Raw genomic sequence first — 15,655 nt, 5'->3', positions numbered from 1 at the left:
TGGTTTACACTGAATTGTCACTATCACCCATTGCATACCTTTCCCAAGGAAGTTTGATGAGCAAAACCGGCCCGCTGCGCCTGCCGCCAGAACAACTCACCGTACCCATCGATCTGGAGAGCCTGGGCTTTGCCTCCACCGATGACCTGGAGCCCTTCAAGGGCATCCTCGGCCAGGATCGTGCCGTCGAGGCCATGCACTTCGGCGTGGCCATGCGCCGCGCGGGCTACAACATGTTCGTCATGGGCGAGCCGGGTACCGGGCGCTTTTCCTATGCCATGCGCTATCTGCGGGCCGAGGCCAAGCGCATGCCCACGCCGCAGGCCTGCGTGTATATCAACAACTTCGAGGAGTCGCGCGAGCCCAAGGCGCTGCACATGGCCGCCGGCACCGCCACCCAGCTGATCGACGATATCCACCAGCTTATCGACAACCTGCTGGCGACCTTTCCGGCGGCCTTCGAGCATCCGGCCTTCCAGCAGAAGAAGAGCGCCATCGACCGCAGTTTCAACAAGCGCTATGACACCGCCATCGACCTGGTCGAACGCCAGGCGCTGGAGCGCAGCATAGTGCTGTACCGCGACGGCCAGAACCTGGTGTTCACCCCGATGCGTGACGGTAAAGGGCTGGATGAGGCGGAATTCTCCCAGTTGCCGGAAGCCGAGCGTGAGCGCTTCCATGCCGATATCGCGGTGCTCGAGGAGATACTCAACGAAGCGCTGGCCAGCCTGCCGCAATGGAAGCGCGAGTCGAGCAACGAACTGCGCGAGCTGAACGAGCAGACCATTACCGATGCCCTGCAGCCGCTGCTGCAGCCATTGACCGAGCGCTACTGCGACAACCCCGACATCTGCGCCTATGTCCAGGCGATACACCAGAACCTGCTCAAGGTGGTGGTCGAGTTGCTGGTTGATGAGCGCTCGGAGGCACGTCCGGAGGCGGCGAAGAAGGCCGCGCTGATCGAACACTACAGCCCCAACCTGATCGTCGATCACCCCGGCTCCCCCGGCGCGCCGGTGGTGCATGAGCCGCATCCGTCCTATGACAACCTGTTCGGCCGGGTGGAGTACAGCTCCGAGCAGGGCGCGCTGGTCACCAATTACCGGCATATCCGTCCCGGTGCGCTGCACCGGGCCAACAACGGCTACCTGGTGCTGGAGGCGGACAAGCTGCTGGCCGAACCCTTCGTCTGGGAGGCGCTCAAGCGGGCCTTGCATGCCCGGCAACTGAAGATCGAATCGCCCTGGGCGGATATCGGCCGGCTGACCACGGTGACCTTGACACCGCAGGTCATCCCGCTGTCGGTCAAGGTGGTATTGATCGGTTCACGCCGCGCCTACTACCTGCTGCAGGACTACGATCCGGACTTCCAGGAACTGTTTCGCGTACTGGTGGACTTCGATGACCATCTGCCACGCACCCCCGACAGCATCGAGGGCATGGCCCAGTTGCTCAAGACCCGGGTGGACGAGGAGGGGCTGGCGCCGATGACGGTGGCGGCGGTGGCGCGCATCCTGACCTACAGCGCGCGCCTGGCCGAGCATCAGCAGCACCTGTCGGCGAGCATCAGCGACATCTTCCAGCTGGTCGCCGAGGCGGACCTGGTGCGCCAGTTGGCGGGCGACAGAATGACCGATACCGGCCATATCGAACGCGCACTGCAGGCCAAGGAGGCACGTACCGGGCGGGCCAGTGCGCGCATCCGCGAAGACATGCTGTCCGGCGTGATCCTGATCGATACCGATGGTGCGGCGGTGGGCAAGTGCAACGGCTTGACGGTGCTGGCCATCGGCGACTCGGTGTTCGGTGTGCCGGCGCGGATCAGCGCCACGGTGTACCCCGGCAGCAGCGGTATCGTGGATATCGAACGCGAGGTCAATCTCGGCCAGCCGATCCACTCCAAGGGGGTGATGATCCTCACCGGTTATCTTGGTAGTCGCTATGCCCAGGACCATCAGCTGGAGATCTCCGCGAGCATCGCGCTGGAGCAGTCCTATGGCTATATCGATGGCGACAGCGCCTCTCTGGGCGAGGTCTGCGGACTGATTTCCGCGCTGTCGCGGGTACCCTTGAAACAGTGTTTCGCCATTACTGGCTCGATCAACCAGTTCGGTGAGGTGCAGGCGATCGGCGGGGTCAACGTCAAGATCGAGGGTTTCTTCCGGCTATGCGAGGCGCGCGGCCTGACCGGTGAGCAGGGCGTCATCATTCCACGGGCCAACGTGCCGAACCTGATGCTGCATCAGACCGTGCTGGATGCGGCCAAGGCCGGGCTGTTCCATATCTACGCGGTGGATAATGTCGACCAGGCACTCAGCCTGCTGGCCGGTGAGGATGCCGGTACCCCGGATGCCGAGGGCAAGTTCCCCGAAGGCTCGATCAATGACCGGGTGGTGCAGCGACTGCAGGCGATCAATCATCGCAACCATCATAATGAGGAAAACCGTGACGCGGCGGAGGAAGCGCCTGGCCGCTGATCAAACCGTGAACAGACTGCCGGGCGCCAGGCCCGGCAAGCCCTGCAGCGGCCTTTCCCAGCCTTGTCTACAGAGTTATCCACAGTTTGTGTGGAACACTTCTGTGGGGCCATTTTTACGCCGGCCTGTCAATAACCCATTTCCGGAAAACTGCGGCGGACCGCACACTTTCTGCTGGACAAAATTGTAAAGCCCGCAAATCCGCCTGCTGCAGCCATTTTGCCACTACCTTTGAAATGGGTATCGGGCGGGCTGGTTGTTTTTTGAACGAGTTCGGTCAACGCCTGTCCCGGCATGGCTCAGCGGCGTTTACTACAAGCCTGCTCACAGAGTTATCCACAGTTTATGTGCACAACCACTCGACCCTCCAATGCCGGCATCCGGCCTCGCCTCAATCGAACAACACGCCCAGGGCCTCGTCCAGTCGGGTGACCTGGACCACCTGCATGCCCTTGGGCGCTTCCTTGGGGGCATTGGCCTTGGGCACGATGGCGCGGGTGAAGCCGTGCTTGGCGGCTTCCTTCAGACGCTCCTGGCCGCTGGGTACCGGGCGGATCTCACCGGACAGGCCCAGCTCGCCGAATACCATCAGGTCCATCGGCAGCGGTCGATTGCGCAGGCTGGAGATCACCGCGGCCAGCAGTGCCAGGTCGGCGGCGGTTTCCAGCACCTTGACCCCACCGACCACGTTGACGAACACATCCTGGTCGTAGGTCGGCACGCCGCCATGCCGGTGCAGTACCGCCAGCAGCATGGCCAGACGGTTCTGGTCCAGCCCCAGGGTGACGCGCCGCGGGTTGCCCAGGTGACTGGTGTCGACCAGTGCCTGCACCTCCACCAGCATCGGCCGTGAGCCCTCCCAGGTGGACATCACCACACTGCCGGGGATCGGCGCCTCATAGCGCGAGAGAAAGATCGCCGAGGGGTTGGCGACTTCCTTCAGGCCCTTGTCGGTCATGGCGAACACGCCCAGCTCGTTGACCGCACCGAAGCGGTTCTTCACCGCGCGCAGCATGCGCAGGCGGCCATCGGCCTCGCCTTCGAAATACAGCACGGTATCGACCATGTGCTCCAGCACGCGCGGGCCGGCCAGCGAGCCTTCCTTGGTCACATGGCCGACCAGGAAGATGGCGGTGCCGCTCTGCTTGGCATAGCGCACCAGCAGCGCGGCGCTTTCCCGCACCTGGGCCACGCCACCGGGTGCCGACTGCAGTTGTTCGGTGAAAATGGTCTGGATCGAATCGACCACCATGACCTTCGGCTGCTCGCGGCGGGCGGTGGCGATGATGCTTTCGATGCAGGTCTCGGTCATCACCTTGAGCTTGTCTTCCGGCAGGCTCAGGCGCTTGGCGCGCATGGCCACCTGCTGCTGCGATTCCTCGCCGGTGACGTAGAGTGCCGGCATGCTCTGCGCCAGGCGGCACAGGGTCTGCAGCAGTATGGTCGATTTGCCGATGCCCGGGTCACCACCGATCAGCACCACAGAGCCACCGACCAGCCCGCCGCCCAGCACCCGGTCCAGCTCGGAAGAGCCGCTGGGCTGGCGTGGCATTTCCTCGGTGGACACTTCGGCCAGGGTCCTGACCTGGGCCGCTTCGCCCGCCCAGTTGCTGCTGCGCGCGCTGCCGCTGCCACCAACCGGCGTGGTGTCGATCACGGTTTCCACCAGGGTATTCCAGGCCCGGCATTCGGCGCACTGGCCGGCCCACTTGGTAAAGGTGGCACCACACTCGGTGCAGCCGTAGAGTCGTTTGTTCTTCGCCATTAACGTTCCATTGAAGCTGTTTGCAGTCAGCCGTCACTATACTGTTCGACACGCAATAAATCCTGACACAGGCGACAAAGATGCCGGAACACAGTCCCAGCAAGAAAGCACTCAAAAGACAGCGTGCCGAACTCACCGAGGCGCTGCTCGAGGCGCAGTATGAACTGCGCAAGGCGAACAAGGGGCCGGTGCTGGTGCTGGTCAGCGGTAATGACAATGGCGGCAAGGCCGAAGCCATCTACAGTTTCTATGCCTGGCTGGACAACCGCTTTCTCGACACCCGTGCCTTCGCCTTGCCCCAGGGTATCGAACAGCGCATGCCGCACCTGTGGCGCTACTGGATCAGCTTGCCCGGGCCGGGCAAGCTCGGCTTCTACCTCGGTTCCTGGTACCACCAGCCGCAGATCCGCTACTGCCGGGGCGAGATCGACAGCGAGGCGTTCCGCCGACAGATGGAGGAGATCGCCCGCTTCGAGCAACTGCTGACCGAGGAGGGCGTGGCGCTGGTCAAGCTGTGGCTGCAGGTTGAACGTTCGCCGAGCGGTGAAAACCAATCGGCGGGCCAGGAGCAGACTGTGGTGATGCGTGAATGGGGGGACCTGGGTTCAGTCGACCGTGAAAAGGTGACCACCTCGGCGCATCTGATGAGCGCACTGACCTCGACCCCACAGGCACCCTGGATCGCCGTGCCCAGCGATGATGCCCACTACCGGGATATCCGTGTCGGCCAGATCGTGTTGCAACAGATCCAGCAATTGCTGGGCAAGCAGAACAAAGGTCCGGCACCGACGCCCTTGCTACCGGCACCGCTGACCCGCCTGCAGCAGGTGGATTACCGTCTCACGCTGGGCAAGCAGCAATACAGACAGCAGCTAAGGCACTACCAGGCCCGGTTGCGCGAGCTGGTGCGGCATCCGGGGTTCGCCGAGCGCAGCCTGCTGTTGGTATTCGAAGGCGCCGACGCGGCCGGCAAGGGTGGCACCATCCGCCGTATCACCCAGTGCCTGGACCCGCGCTACATGCGCGTCCATGGTACCCGTGCGCCGACCAGGGAGCAGCGTCGGCAGCCCTACCTGCTGCGCTTCTGGCGTCGGGTGCCGACCCCGGGCCGGGTGGTGATCTTCGATCGCAGCTACTACGGGCGGGTCCTGGTCGAGCGGGTGGAGCGCTTCTGCAACCGCCGGCAGTGGCAGCGCGCCTACGGCGAAATCAACGACTTCGAGGACCAGCTGCAGGCCAAGGGCACACTGGTGGTGAAGTTCTGGCTGGCCATCACCGAGGATGAGCAACTGCGGCGCTTCCAGGCCCGCGAACGTTCTCCGCTCAAGCGCTACAAACTGACCGATGAGGACTGGCGCAACCGCAAGCGCTGGCCGCGATACGAGCAGGCCCTGAACGACATGCTGGCTCATACCGATACGGCATCCGCGCCCTGGCACGTCATTTCCGCCGAGAACAAACGCTACGCACGGGTGCAGACCTTGAAGATACTCTGCCAGACCCTGCAACAGGCGTTGAAATAAGTTGTAAAAGATATCAAATTAACCCAGCCATGATGGCTTACAGGAGAGGGGACAACATGAGTCTGATTCAGGAATTCAAGTCATTCGCCATGCGCGGCAATGTCATCGACATGGCTGTGGGTATCATCGTCGGCGCCGCCTTCGGCAAGGTGGTGTCATCCTTCGTGGACAATATCGTCATGCCGCCGCTGGGGCTGCTGATCGGCGGGGTGGATTTCAGCGACCTGGCAGTGGTGCTGCGCGAGGCCGAAGGTGACCTGGCTGCGGTGACCCTGGGCTATGGCGCCTTCATCCAGAGCATCGTCGATTTCCTGATCATCGCCGCAGCGATCTTCGTTGCCATCAAGGTGATGAACTCGCTCAAGCGCCAGGAAGAGGCGGCAGCAGCGGAACCGGCCGGTCCCAGTACCGAGGAGGTGTTGCTGACCGATATCCGCGATCTGCTCAGGCAGCAGGTCGACAAGTCGCAACCCTGACATCTGGCGTCGTCCGGCAGATATCCGACCGGGCGACGCCAGCGGTGATGCTATACTGGCGGCCTTTTCATCCAAGACCGGTCCGCCATGTACCACTGCGATACCCCCTTCGGCCCGCTGCAGCTCGAGCGCTATCCACCTACCCGTAATCCGACCCTGCAGCCTGTCGATACGGCGGACCTGTATCTGCTGCAGTCGCTGGCAGAGCAGGGGGCTGGTACCGGCCCGGTACTGGTGGTCAATGACAACTTCGGTGCGCTGGCCTGCGCCCTGGCGCTGCAGGGCTGTGAGGTGGTCAGCTGGGGTGACTCGTATCTGGCGCAGCGGGCGCTGCAGCTGAATGTCCGCCACAACCGGCTGGCCGCCGAGCGCATCACCTTCGTCGACAGCCAGCAGTTGCCCGCGGCGCCGATTGCCCGGGTACTGCTGCGGATTCCGAAAAGCCTGGCCCTGCTGGAAGACCAGCTCAGCCGCCTGCGGCCGCTGCTGTCAGCCGATGCGCTGGTCATCGCCGGTGCCATGCTCAAGCACTTGCCGCCCAGCGCTGGCGATCTGCTGGCCGGGTATATCGGCCCCTACCAGGCTTCGCTGGCGTGGAAGAAGGCGCGCCTGCTGACCGCACGTCTCGACAGCGCGCTCGACCCCGGCGCGCCGCAGCTGGTCACCCATTATCCGCTGCCCGACAGCCACTGCGAACTGGTCAACCGCCCCGGAGTATTCTCCCGTGAGCGGCTGGATATCGGCACCCGCGTGCTGCTGCCATGCATTGCGCGGCTGGACGGCGCAGTGCGCATCGTCGATCTTGGCTGTGGCAACGGCGCACTGGGGATCCAGGCCGCCCTGCTCAACCCCGAGGCGCACCTGACCTTCATCGATGAGTCCCATGCGGCGGTCGCTTCGGCCCGGGACAACTTCAACCGCCTGTTCCCGGAGCGGCAAGCCAGCTTTATCGTCAATGACGGCCTGCTGGATGGGCCTGCCGGCAGCGCCGACCTGGTGCTGTGCAACCCGCCGTTTCACCAGCAGCAGGTAATCGGTGACGAGATCGCCCTGCGCCTGTTCCAGCAGAGCCGGCAGGCCCTGGCCGCCGATGGCACGCTGCTGGTGGTAGGCAACCGCCATCTCGGTTATCACGTCAAGCTGCGGCGCTTCTTTGGCAAGGTCGAGCAGATCGGCGGCAACAGCAAGTTCGTGGTGTTGCGCGCCGCTTGAGCCGGGGTGGTCTGCCCGGGTAGCCCAGCCCCAGGATCAGGTCGTCGGCGGATCGGCGCACAGCGCGGCCAGCTCGCGCTCGGCCAGTGCATCATCCCCCAGATTCAGCACCACCAGGCGTTTCAGGTGGCTGATGGAGTCGAGGTCGATATGCCGGCACTCCAGCCCGAGCAGGCCGTTGCGAGCGAACACCAGGCCCACCTCCATATGGATCTGGTCGGTGCTGGACAGCTCGACCACCGCACGCAGGGACTGACTGGTATCCACCTGTGACCAGTTATCGGGCTGCCTGAGCAGCAGGCCATGCAAGGAGATGTCGATCAGTTGGCCGTGGGCTTGCCAGCCATCCTGTTGCAGACTGACATGGGCATCGAAGGGAATGCGGGAAAAGCGGCGATAATTCTCGGACATGACGGCCCCCATCGGGCGGCTACGTTACGCCGTTATTATAGCTGCTCAGCTGGTGGTGTTTTGCGGATGTACTGGCTTACTCTGGATCCTTCACCGAACCCTGTCATCCTTCGCTTGTGCGAAGGATGACAGGTTAGCATTACGGCGAAGGCCGGGACGACATTGAAAAGCAGGCGCGGTTCAGACCACGCCCTGGGCCAGCATGGCGTCGGCGACCTTGACGAAGCCGGCGATGTTGGCGCCTTTCACATAGTTGATGAAGCCGTCTTCTTCCTTGCCGTAGCGCTCGCAGGCGGAGTGGATGGACTGCATGATGGCATGCAACTTGGTATCCACTTCACCGGAAGTCCACTGCATGCGCATGGCGTTCTGGCTCATTTCCAGGCCGCTGACGGCCACGCCGCCGGCATTGGCTGCCTTGCCCGGGGCGAACAGGATGCGGTTCTCCAGGAACACATCGACCGCTTCCAGGGTGGACGGCATGTTGGCACCTTCGGCGACGCAGAAGCAGCCATTGGCGACCAGCATGCGGGCGTCATCGCCGTCCAGTTCATTCTGCGTGGCGCAGGGCAGGGCGATATCGCAGGGCAGGTGCCAGGGAGTACGCTTGCTCAGGAACTCCAGTTGCAGTTCCTGGGCCATGTCCTGCAGGCGCGCGCGGCGCTCGTTCTTCAGCTCCATCAGGTAATGCCACTGCTCGGTGGTCATGCCCTCGGGGAAGTACAGCGTGCCGCCGGAGTCGGAGATCGAGATCACCACCGCGCCCAGATCCATGGCCTTGAGAGCGGCATACTGGGCAACATTGCCGGAACCGGAAATCGCCACACGCAGGCCTTCCAGGCTGCGGCCGCGTTCCTGCAGCATTTCCTCGGTGAAGTACACACAGCCGTAGCCAGTGGCTTCCGGACGGATCAGGCTGCCGCCATAGGTCAGGCCCTTGCCGGTCAATACCGAGGTGAACTCGTTGCGCAGGCGCTTGTACTGACCGTACATGTAGCCGATTTCCCGGGCACCGACGCCGATATCGCCGGCCGGAATGTCGAGGTTCTCGCCGATGTGACGGGACAGCTCGGTCATGAACGACTGGCAGAAACGCATGACTTCCGCATCGCTCTTGCCCTTGGGATCGAAATCGGAGCCGCCCTTGCCGCCGCCCATGGGCAGGGTGGTCAGGGCATTCTTGAAGACCTGCTCGAAGGCGAGGAACTTGAGCACGCCCAGGTTGACCGACGGATGGAAGCGCAGGCCGCCCTTGTACGGGCCGATGGCACTGCTCATCTGCACGCGGAAGCCGCGATTGACATGCACCTGGCCGTTATCGTCCATCCACGGTACGCGGAACATGATCACGCGCTCGGGCTCGATCAGGCGCTCGATGATGCCGGCTTTCAGGTACTTGGGGTTCTCTTCCAGGAAAGGCCACAGCGTGCTCAGTACTTCTTCGGCTGCCTGATGGAATTCGGGTTGCCCTGGGTCGCGCAGTTTCAGATGCGCCAGGCAGGCTGTCAGCGTGTCAGTCATGGAGGTCTCTTTTTTGCAAGTTTAAGACGTGTTGGTGCAAATTTATCAGAGGTGAGCACGCTCTGAAATAGTGCTTAACAAAAAAACATGCACGTCAATGGGGATCAAGGGTGCCCTGCAGTAGTGCGCAGGGGGTCGCTAGATACTCGTTAAACAGCTTCAACTTAATGTTTTTTAAGGGTTTTATGGCTTTCATGAGAAGCCCTGTCGCGTGCGCGTTTTGGTCGCACGCGGCAGGTCGGAAAAGTTCCAATAAAATGTGACTTTTTCGTCAGGCCAGTTTTTTGTAGCGCACACGATGTGGCTGGGCAGCTGCTTCGCCCAGGCGTTTCTTGCGGTCCGCTTCGAATTCGGTGTAGTTGCCTTCGAAGAATACCACCTTCGCATCGTCTTCATAAGAAAGAATATGGGTGGCGATGCGGTCCAGGAACCAGCGGTCGTGGGAAATCACGATGGCCGAGCCGGGGAAGTCCAGCAATGCCTCTTCCAGTGCCCGCAGGGTTTCCACATCGAGGTCGTTGGACGGTTCGTCAAGCAGAAGCACGTTGGCACCCTGTTTCAGCGTCAGTGCCAGGTGCAGTCGGCCGCGTTCACCACCGGATAGATCCTTGACGAACTTCTGCTGATCGGCGCCCTTGAAGTTGAAGCGGCCGACGTAGCCACGTGAGGGGACTTCATAGCCGCCCACGGTGATCATGTCGAAGCCGTCGGAGACCTGTTCCCAGACGGTCTTGTTGCCGTCCAGATCGTCGCGACTCTGATCGACGCTGGCGATCTTTACCGTCTCGCCGATGACGATCTCGCCACTGTCGGGTTGTTCCTTGCCAGTGATCATGCGCAGCAGGGTGGACTTGCCCGCGCCGTTTCCGCCGATCACGCCGACGATGGCACCCTTGGGAATGCTCAGGCTCAGATCGTCGATCAACACGCGATCGCCATAGCTCTTGGTGACGCTGTGCAGTTCGATGACCTTGTCACCCAGGCGCGGTCCGGCCGGGATGTAGATCTCGTTGGTTTCGCTGCGCTTCTGGAATTCCTGGGACTGCATTTCCTCGAAACGCTGCAGACGGGCCTTGGACTTGGCCTGGCGGCCCTTGGCGCCCTGGCGTACCCACTCCAGCTCGGCCTTCATCGCCTTGGCATGCGAGGCTTCCTGCTTGGCCTCGGCACTCAGGCGCGCGGCCTTGGATTCCAGCCACTGGGAGTAGTTGCCCTCGAAGGGGATGCCGTGGCCACGGTCCAGTTCCAGGATCCAGCCGGCGACGTTGTCCAGGAAGTAGCGGTCGTGGGTGATGGCCACCACGGTGCCGGGGAAGTTATGCAGGAACTGCTCCAGCCAGGCGACCGAATCGGCGTCCAGGTGGTTGGTCGGCTCGTCCAGCAGCAGCATGTCGGGTGCCGACAGTAGCAGGCGGCACAGCGCCACGCGGCGCTTCTCGCCACCGGACAGGTGACCAATCAGCGCATCCCACGGCGGTAGGCGCAGGGCATCGGCGGCCACTTCCAACTGCCGATCCAGGTTGTGGCCATCGGCGGCTTGCAGGATGGCTTCCAGCTTGGCCTGCTCGGCGGCCAGCGCATCGAAGTCGGCATCCGGCTCGGCATAGGCGGCATAGACCTCGTCCAGCCGGGCCTGGGCATCCTTGATCTGGCTGACCGCTTCCTCGACGATGTCGCGCACGGTCTTTTCCGGGTCCAGTTGCGGCTCCTGGGGCAGGTAGCCGACATTGATGCCGGGCATCGGCCGGGCTTCGCCATCGAACTCGGTATCGACCCCGGCCATGATGCGCAGCAGGGTGGACTTGCCGGCACCGTTGAGGCCCAGCACGCCGATCTTGGCGCCAGGGAAGAATGACAGGGAAATATCCTTGAGGATCTGACGCTTGGGCGGCACAACCTTGCTCACCCGGTGCATGCTGTAAACGTATTGGGCCATGTGGACGCCACCTTGATCTGCTGAATATGGGAACTGCACCAGGAGTGGTGCGCGATGGTGGGCAAGGCTAGCTGAAGTCGGTGTGTAGGGCAAATTATGGGGCTATGCTTCCCCCTCTCCCCCGGCCCCCGCTCCGCGCCCCAGCCCTTCGCAGAGCTCAGGGCGCTCAAGCGGGCGAAGCAGTGCTTCGCTTTTCCCGCTTTCGCCCCGTAAGGGGCGAGGGGTGACTCGTGCCGGTGGCTGTGGAGTAATCCCGGATTACCGCGTCTCTGGTCAGGTTAAGGTCTTGGAATATCAGGTCTGAGAATGATGTTGCCCTGATGATACTGTCCGGCAGCCATTTGCTTTCAGGATGGCATGGCCAACCAGTCGCGAGTCACCCCTCGCCCCTTGCGGGAGAGGGGCCGGGGGAGAGGGGGGACCCCCTTGAAATTCATTTGCCGACCGCCTGAACGCTTTTCAAGTGCCAGTTGCGCCCAGTTGGGGTAAAATGCCGCCTCTTTTTTATTAGTACATCTCTGGCAGAGGGCCGTGACATGTTTAGCCGTTCCAACGATATTGCCACTTTCGACGCCGAGCTGTGGGCAGCCATGCAGCAGGAAGCCCAGCGTCAGGAAGAGCACATCGAGCTGATCGCATCCGAGAACTACACCAGTCCTGCGGTCATGCAGGCACAGGGTTCGGTGCTCACCAACAAGTATGCCGAAGGTTACCCGGGCAAGCGTTACTATGGCGGCTGTGAGTTCGTCGACGTGGCTGAGCAACTGGCTATCGATCGCGCCAAGCAGCTGTTCGGCGCCGACTACGCCAACGTCCAGCCGCACGCCGGCTCCCAGGCCAACAGCGCGGTATTCCAGGCGCTGGTTCAGCCGGGCGACACCGTGCTGGGCATGAGCCTGGCCCACGGTGGTCACCTGACCCACGGCGCCGCGGTCAACTTCTCCGGCAAGATGTACAACGCCGTGCAGTATGGCATCGACACCACCACCGGCCTGATCGACTACGATGAGCTGGAGCGCCTGGCGATCGAGCACAAGCCGAAGATGATCGTCGCCGGCTTCTCCGCCTACTCGCAGATTCTCGACTTCCCGCGCTTTCGCGAGATCGCCGACAAGGTCGGCGCCTACCTGTTCGTCGACATGGCTCACGTCGCCGGCCTGGTCGCCGCGGGCGTCTACCCGAACCCGGTGCCCTACGCCGACGTGGTCACCACTACTACCCACAAGACCCTGCGCGGCCCGCGCGGCGGCCTGATCCTGGCCCGTGCCAACGAAGAGCTGGAGAAGAAGCTGAACTCGGCGGTATTCCCCGGTGGCCAGGGTGGCCCGCTGATGCACGTGATCGCGGCCAAGGCGATCTGCTTCAAGGAAGCCATGAGCGACGAGTTCAAGGCCTACCAGCAGCAGGTGGTGAAGAATGCCCAGGCCATGGCTGGGGTGTTCATCGAGCGCGGCTTCGACGTGGTATCCGGTGGCACCCAGAACCACCTGTTCCTGCTGTCGCTGATAAAGCAGGACATCACCGGCAAGGATGCGGACGCTGCCCTGGGTCGCGCCTTCATCACCGTGAACAAGAACGCGGTGCCGAACGATCCACGCTCGCCGTTCGTGACCTCCGGCCTGCGTATCGGTACCCCGGCGGTGACCACCCGTGGTTTCCAGGAAGCCGAGTGCCGCGAGCTGGCCGGCTGGATCTGCGACATCCTCGACAACATGGGTGATGAGTCGGTGATCGATCGGGTGCGCGAGCAGGTCAAGGCGATCTGCGCCCGCCTGCCGGTCTACCGCGACTGAGCCGTACCGCACCGCAGTGCAGAACCCCTTGCCGGTCGCCGACAAGGGGTTTTTTTATAGCTGGTGGTTCCTGGCTGCGGCCTTTATCCTGTGGCGATATCGGGGTGGTCCGTTAGGCGATTGGACAAGTTATGGGAGGCCTTATGCGCAAGGCAGCGGTATGGCTGGCGGTATTTCTTCTCTACTCTGGTGCCTGTGCGGCGCAGGAAAAACCCGTGGTGCAGGTGGCGTTCCTGCCTTTCGCCGGGTATGCGGAGCTGGATGAGGCCGGCGTGCCGGTGGGCAAGGGTGTCACTCTGACCAGCAAGCTCCTGCGCGAGGCTGGCTACCAGGCCGAGCTGCGTATTCTGCCGGCGGCGCGTATCTGGCTGGGGCTGGAAACCGGTGAAGTGCATGTATGGCCGGGTATGCTGAACAAGCCGGGGCTCGAGGAGCACACCCTGCAGACCGGGCGCAATCTGGGGCTGGTGGGGATAAACCTGTACTACCGGCCGGGCACGTCACCGCCGCGCTGGCCGCAGGACATTCATGACAAGAGCCTGATCATGATCACCAATTTCACCTACACCACGGCCCTGCGGGAGGTTCTTAACGACCCCGAGCGCCGGCTCAGGGTGAACAAGAGCAACTCGCATATAGGTGCGCTGCGCATGCTGTTGCGTGGGCGCGGTGACTATCTGCTGGATTATCGGACCCAGGTGGCGTCGGCGATGCAGACGTTGGATGTGGAGGAGCTGCCGTCGATCGAGGTGGCGGAAATGCCGATGCGCTTCGTGCTGTCGCGCCACTCGGGGTTTGCCGAGCAGTTGCAGGTCGATCTGGATGCGGCCTTCGACCGGCTGCAGGCCCGCGGTGTCGAGTTGGATGTGACGCGCCAGTAGCGAGTCGGGAAGCGCTTGGGAAACCCCGGCGTGGTATCCAGGGTTTCCAGCGGTGGCGGGCTGGTCAGTCGCGACGCAGCTCGAGTGTAGTCAGGGTCCGCTCGCGGACGGTCCTGAGCAGCTCGGCATCGTCAACCAGTGATTGCCCATAGGACGGCACCAGCTCCTTCATGCGGGCCTGCCATTGCGGCGTGGCCATACGCCCACTGAAGCAGCGTTCAAGAACGTCGATCATCGCCTGCACGGCGGTGGAGGCACCGGGTGAGGCACCCAGCAGGGCGGCCAGGCTGCCATCTTTGGCGGCAACGATCTCGGTGCCGAACTCCAGCTTGCCGTGGCCCTTGGCGTCCTTCTTGATGATCTGCACGCGCATGCCGGCATTCTGCAGTGTCCAGTCTTCTTCCTTGGCATCGGGGAAGAAGTTGCGCAGGGAGGCGACCCGGTTCGAGTGGGACTGGAAGGACTCGCTGATCAGGTAACGGGTCAGGTCCATGTTATCCCGTCCGACTGCCATCATCGGCGCCACGTTGTAGGGTTTGACCGAGGAGAACAGGTCGAACACCGAGCCCTTCTTCAGGAACTTGGTGGTGAATCCGGCGAAGGGGCCGAACAGCAGGGCAGGCTTGCCATTGATAATGCGGGTATCCAGGTGCGGAACCGACATTGGTGGTGCGCCGACCGGTGCCTTGCCGTAGACCTTGGAATGGTGTTGCTGGACGATCTCCGGCTTCTTGCAGACCAGCCACTGGCCGCTGACCGGGAAGCCACCATAGCCCTGGCTTTCCTCGATATTGGACTTCTGCAGCAACGGCAGGGAGCCGCCACCGGCGCCAAGGAACACGAAGCCGGCGCTGAAGGTCTTTTCCTCGCCGCTCTGCTCGTCCTTGACGATGACTCGCCAGCGTCCATTCTTGCCCTTGCGCAGACTCTTGACCGCGTGGCTGAGGTGCAGGTCGAAATTGTCCTGGGTGGTCAGGTGGCTGACCATGTTGCGGGTCAGGGAGCCGAAGTCGACATCCGAGCCGTGCTCGACCCGAGTGGCGGCAACCGGCTGGCCGTCCTGGCGCTGTTGCATGACCAGCGGCATCCATTCGGCGAGTTGCTCGGCTGACTCGCTGTACTGCATTTCTGCAAACAGATGATGGGCGCTGAGAAGTTCATGACGTTTGCGCAGGAAGGCAACGTCCTTCTCGCCCCAGACGAAACTCTGGTGTGCGGTGGGGTTGATGAACTTACTGGGTGCGGGGAGGATCTTCTGCTCGACGAGGTAGGACCAGAACTGCAGGGTCACCTCGAAGTTGGCATTGATCGATAATGCGCGGTTGATCGTGATGTTGCCATCATCGGATTCGGGAGTGTAGTTCAGCTCACAGTAACCGGCGTGCCCCGTGCCGGCATTGTTCCAGCCATCCGTGCTCTCATGAGCAACGTGATCCAGACGTTCGACCAGGGTAATGGTCATATTGGGATCGAGCTGTTTGAGCAACATTCCGAGTGTAGCGCTCATGACGCCACCACCGACCAGCAATACGTCTACATCTTTTGCTGTCATTTACATGTCGCCTCTTACGAAAAACTGCGCGTATCATACCCGTTTTATCCGGTTCCGTGTCATAACCTTTGCATGGCTGAAAACTGCCCGTGAACAGCGGCAGTTGCC

12 protein-coding genes are annotated in these 15,655 nt (G+C 62.4%); 6 read left to right on the top strand and 6 right to left on the bottom strand.

Annotated elements, in window-relative coordinates:
- The first annotated feature begins 56 nt into the window (after positions 1–56).
- Positions 57–2,477 carry a Lon protease family protein gene (locus H6X51_RS08135; protein ID WP_185267045.1) on the top strand — a complete coding sequence of 807 codons (2,421 nt, stop codon included), beginning with the start codon at positions 57–59 and terminating at the stop codon, positions 2,475–2,477.
- A 128-nt stretch (positions 2,478–2,605) separates the two neighbouring features.
- Here H6X51_RS08135 and H6X51_RS19930 read toward each other — a convergent pair whose 3' ends face one another.
- Positions 2,606–2,758 (bottom strand): hypothetical protein, encoded by a 153-nt coding sequence (locus H6X51_RS19930; protein WP_221627277.1) that lies wholly within the window; start codon positions 2,756–2,758, stop codon positions 2,606–2,608.
- Between the two features lie 110 nt (positions 2,759–2,868).
- Complete coding sequence (gene radA / locus H6X51_RS08130; protein WP_185267044.1) at positions 2,869–4,242, bottom strand: DNA repair protein RadA; 1,374 nt, start codon at positions 4,240–4,242, stop codon at positions 2,869–2,871.
- An 80-nt stretch (positions 4,243–4,322) separates the two neighbouring features.
- Between radA and H6X51_RS08125 the strand changes: the two genes are divergently transcribed.
- From H6X51_RS08125 to H6X51_RS08115, 3 genes are all read left to right on the top strand, one after another.
- Positions 4,323–5,765 (top strand): hypothetical protein, encoded by a 1,443-nt coding sequence (locus H6X51_RS08125; protein ID WP_185267043.1) that lies wholly within the window; start codon positions 4,323–4,325, stop codon positions 5,763–5,765.
- Positions 5,766–5,821: 56 nt separating this feature from the next.
- Positions 5,822–6,241, top strand: a complete 420-nt coding sequence (mscL, locus tag H6X51_RS08120) for a large-conductance mechanosensitive channel protein MscL (protein ID WP_328795639.1) — start codon at positions 5,822–5,824, stop codon at positions 6,239–6,241.
- Between the two features lie 87 nt (positions 6,242–6,328).
- A complete protein-coding gene (locus tag H6X51_RS08115) occupies positions 6,329–7,453 on the top strand; it encodes a methyltransferase (RefSeq protein WP_185267042.1) in 1,125 nt (374 codons plus the stop codon).
- Positions 7,454–7,489: 36 nt separating this feature from the next.
- Here the strand turns inward: H6X51_RS08115 and H6X51_RS08110 are convergent, their stop codons facing one another.
- From H6X51_RS08110 to ettA, 3 genes are all read right to left on the bottom strand, one after another.
- Entirely contained in the window at positions 7,490–7,864 is a 375-nt protein-coding gene (locus tag H6X51_RS08110) for a PilZ domain-containing protein (RefSeq protein ID WP_185267041.1), read from the bottom strand.
- Between the two features lie 180 nt (positions 7,865–8,044).
- Complete coding sequence (gdhA, locus tag H6X51_RS08105) at positions 8,045–9,385, bottom strand: NADP-specific glutamate dehydrogenase (RefSeq protein WP_185267040.1); 1,341 nt, start codon at positions 9,383–9,385, stop codon at positions 8,045–8,047.
- 271 nt (positions 9,386–9,656) lie between these two features.
- Positions 9,657–11,321 (bottom strand): energy-dependent translational throttle protein EttA, encoded by a 1,665-nt coding sequence (ettA, locus tag H6X51_RS08100; protein ID WP_185267039.1) that lies wholly within the window; start codon positions 11,319–11,321, stop codon positions 9,657–9,659.
- A gap of 536 nt (positions 11,322–11,857) precedes the next feature.
- On the opposite strand from ettA, the gene glyA reads away from it, so the two are divergent.
- Both glyA and H6X51_RS08090 read left to right on the top strand, forming a co-directional pair.
- Positions 11,858–13,114: a serine hydroxymethyltransferase gene (gene glyA / locus H6X51_RS08095; protein ID WP_185267038.1), complete on the top strand. Its 1,257-nt coding sequence runs from the start codon at positions 11,858–11,860 to the stop codon at positions 13,112–13,114.
- Between the two features lie 143 nt (positions 13,115–13,257).
- The gene (locus H6X51_RS08090) at positions 13,258–13,995 is read left to right on the top strand and encodes a substrate-binding periplasmic protein (RefSeq protein ID WP_185267037.1); all 738 of its coding nucleotides are present in this window, start codon (positions 13,258–13,260) and stop codon (positions 13,993–13,995) included.
- A 64-nt stretch (positions 13,996–14,059) separates the two neighbouring features.
- Here H6X51_RS08090 and mqo read toward each other — a convergent pair whose 3' ends face one another.
- Positions 14,060–15,547: a malate dehydrogenase (quinone) gene (gene mqo / locus H6X51_RS08085; RefSeq protein WP_185267036.1), complete on the bottom strand. Its 1,488-nt coding sequence runs from the start codon at positions 15,545–15,547 to the stop codon at positions 14,060–14,062.
- Positions 15,548–15,655 lie beyond the last annotated feature (108 nt).

Source organism: Halopseudomonas xiamenensis, from assembly GCF_014219065.1.
Lineage (GTDB): Bacteria > Pseudomonadota > Gammaproteobacteria > Pseudomonadales > Pseudomonadaceae > Halopseudomonas > Halopseudomonas xiamenensis.
This window is presented reverse-complemented; position numbering and strand designations above follow the sequence as displayed.

Coding starts and splice junctions, on each gene's coding strand:
- H6X51_RS08135 (WP_185267045.1), top strand. CDS start 57: ATGAGCAAAACCGGCCCGCTGCGCCTGCCGCCAGAACAACTCACCGTA.
- radA (WP_185267044.1), bottom strand. CDS start 4,242: ATGGCGAAGAACAAACGACTCTACGGCTGCACCGAGTGTGGTGCCACC.
- H6X51_RS08125 (WP_185267043.1), top strand. CDS start 4,323: ATGCCGGAACACAGTCCCAGCAAGAAAGCACTCAAAAGACAGCGTGCC.
- mscL (WP_328795639.1), top strand. CDS start 5,822: ATGAGTCTGATTCAGGAATTCAAGTCATTCGCCATGCGCGGCAATGTC.
- H6X51_RS08115 (WP_185267042.1), top strand. CDS start 6,329: ATGTACCACTGCGATACCCCCTTCGGCCCGCTGCAGCTCGAGCGCTAT.
- H6X51_RS08110 (WP_185267041.1), bottom strand. CDS start 7,864: ATGTCCGAGAATTATCGCCGCTTTTCCCGCATTCCCTTCGATGCCCAT.
- gdhA (WP_185267040.1), bottom strand. CDS start 9,385: ATGACTGACACGCTGACAGCCTGCCTGGCGCATCTGAAACTGCGCGAC.
- ettA (WP_185267039.1), bottom strand. CDS start 11,321: ATGGCCCAATACGTTTACAGCATGCACCGGGTGAGCAAGGTTGTGCCG.
- glyA (WP_185267038.1), top strand. CDS start 11,858: ATGTTTAGCCGTTCCAACGATATTGCCACTTTCGACGCCGAGCTGTGG.
- H6X51_RS08090 (WP_185267037.1), top strand. CDS start 13,258: ATGCGCAAGGCAGCGGTATGGCTGGCGGTATTTCTTCTCTACTCTGGT.
- mqo (WP_185267036.1), bottom strand. CDS start 15,547: ATGACAGCAAAAGATGTAGACGTATTGCTGGTCGGTGGTGGCGTCATG.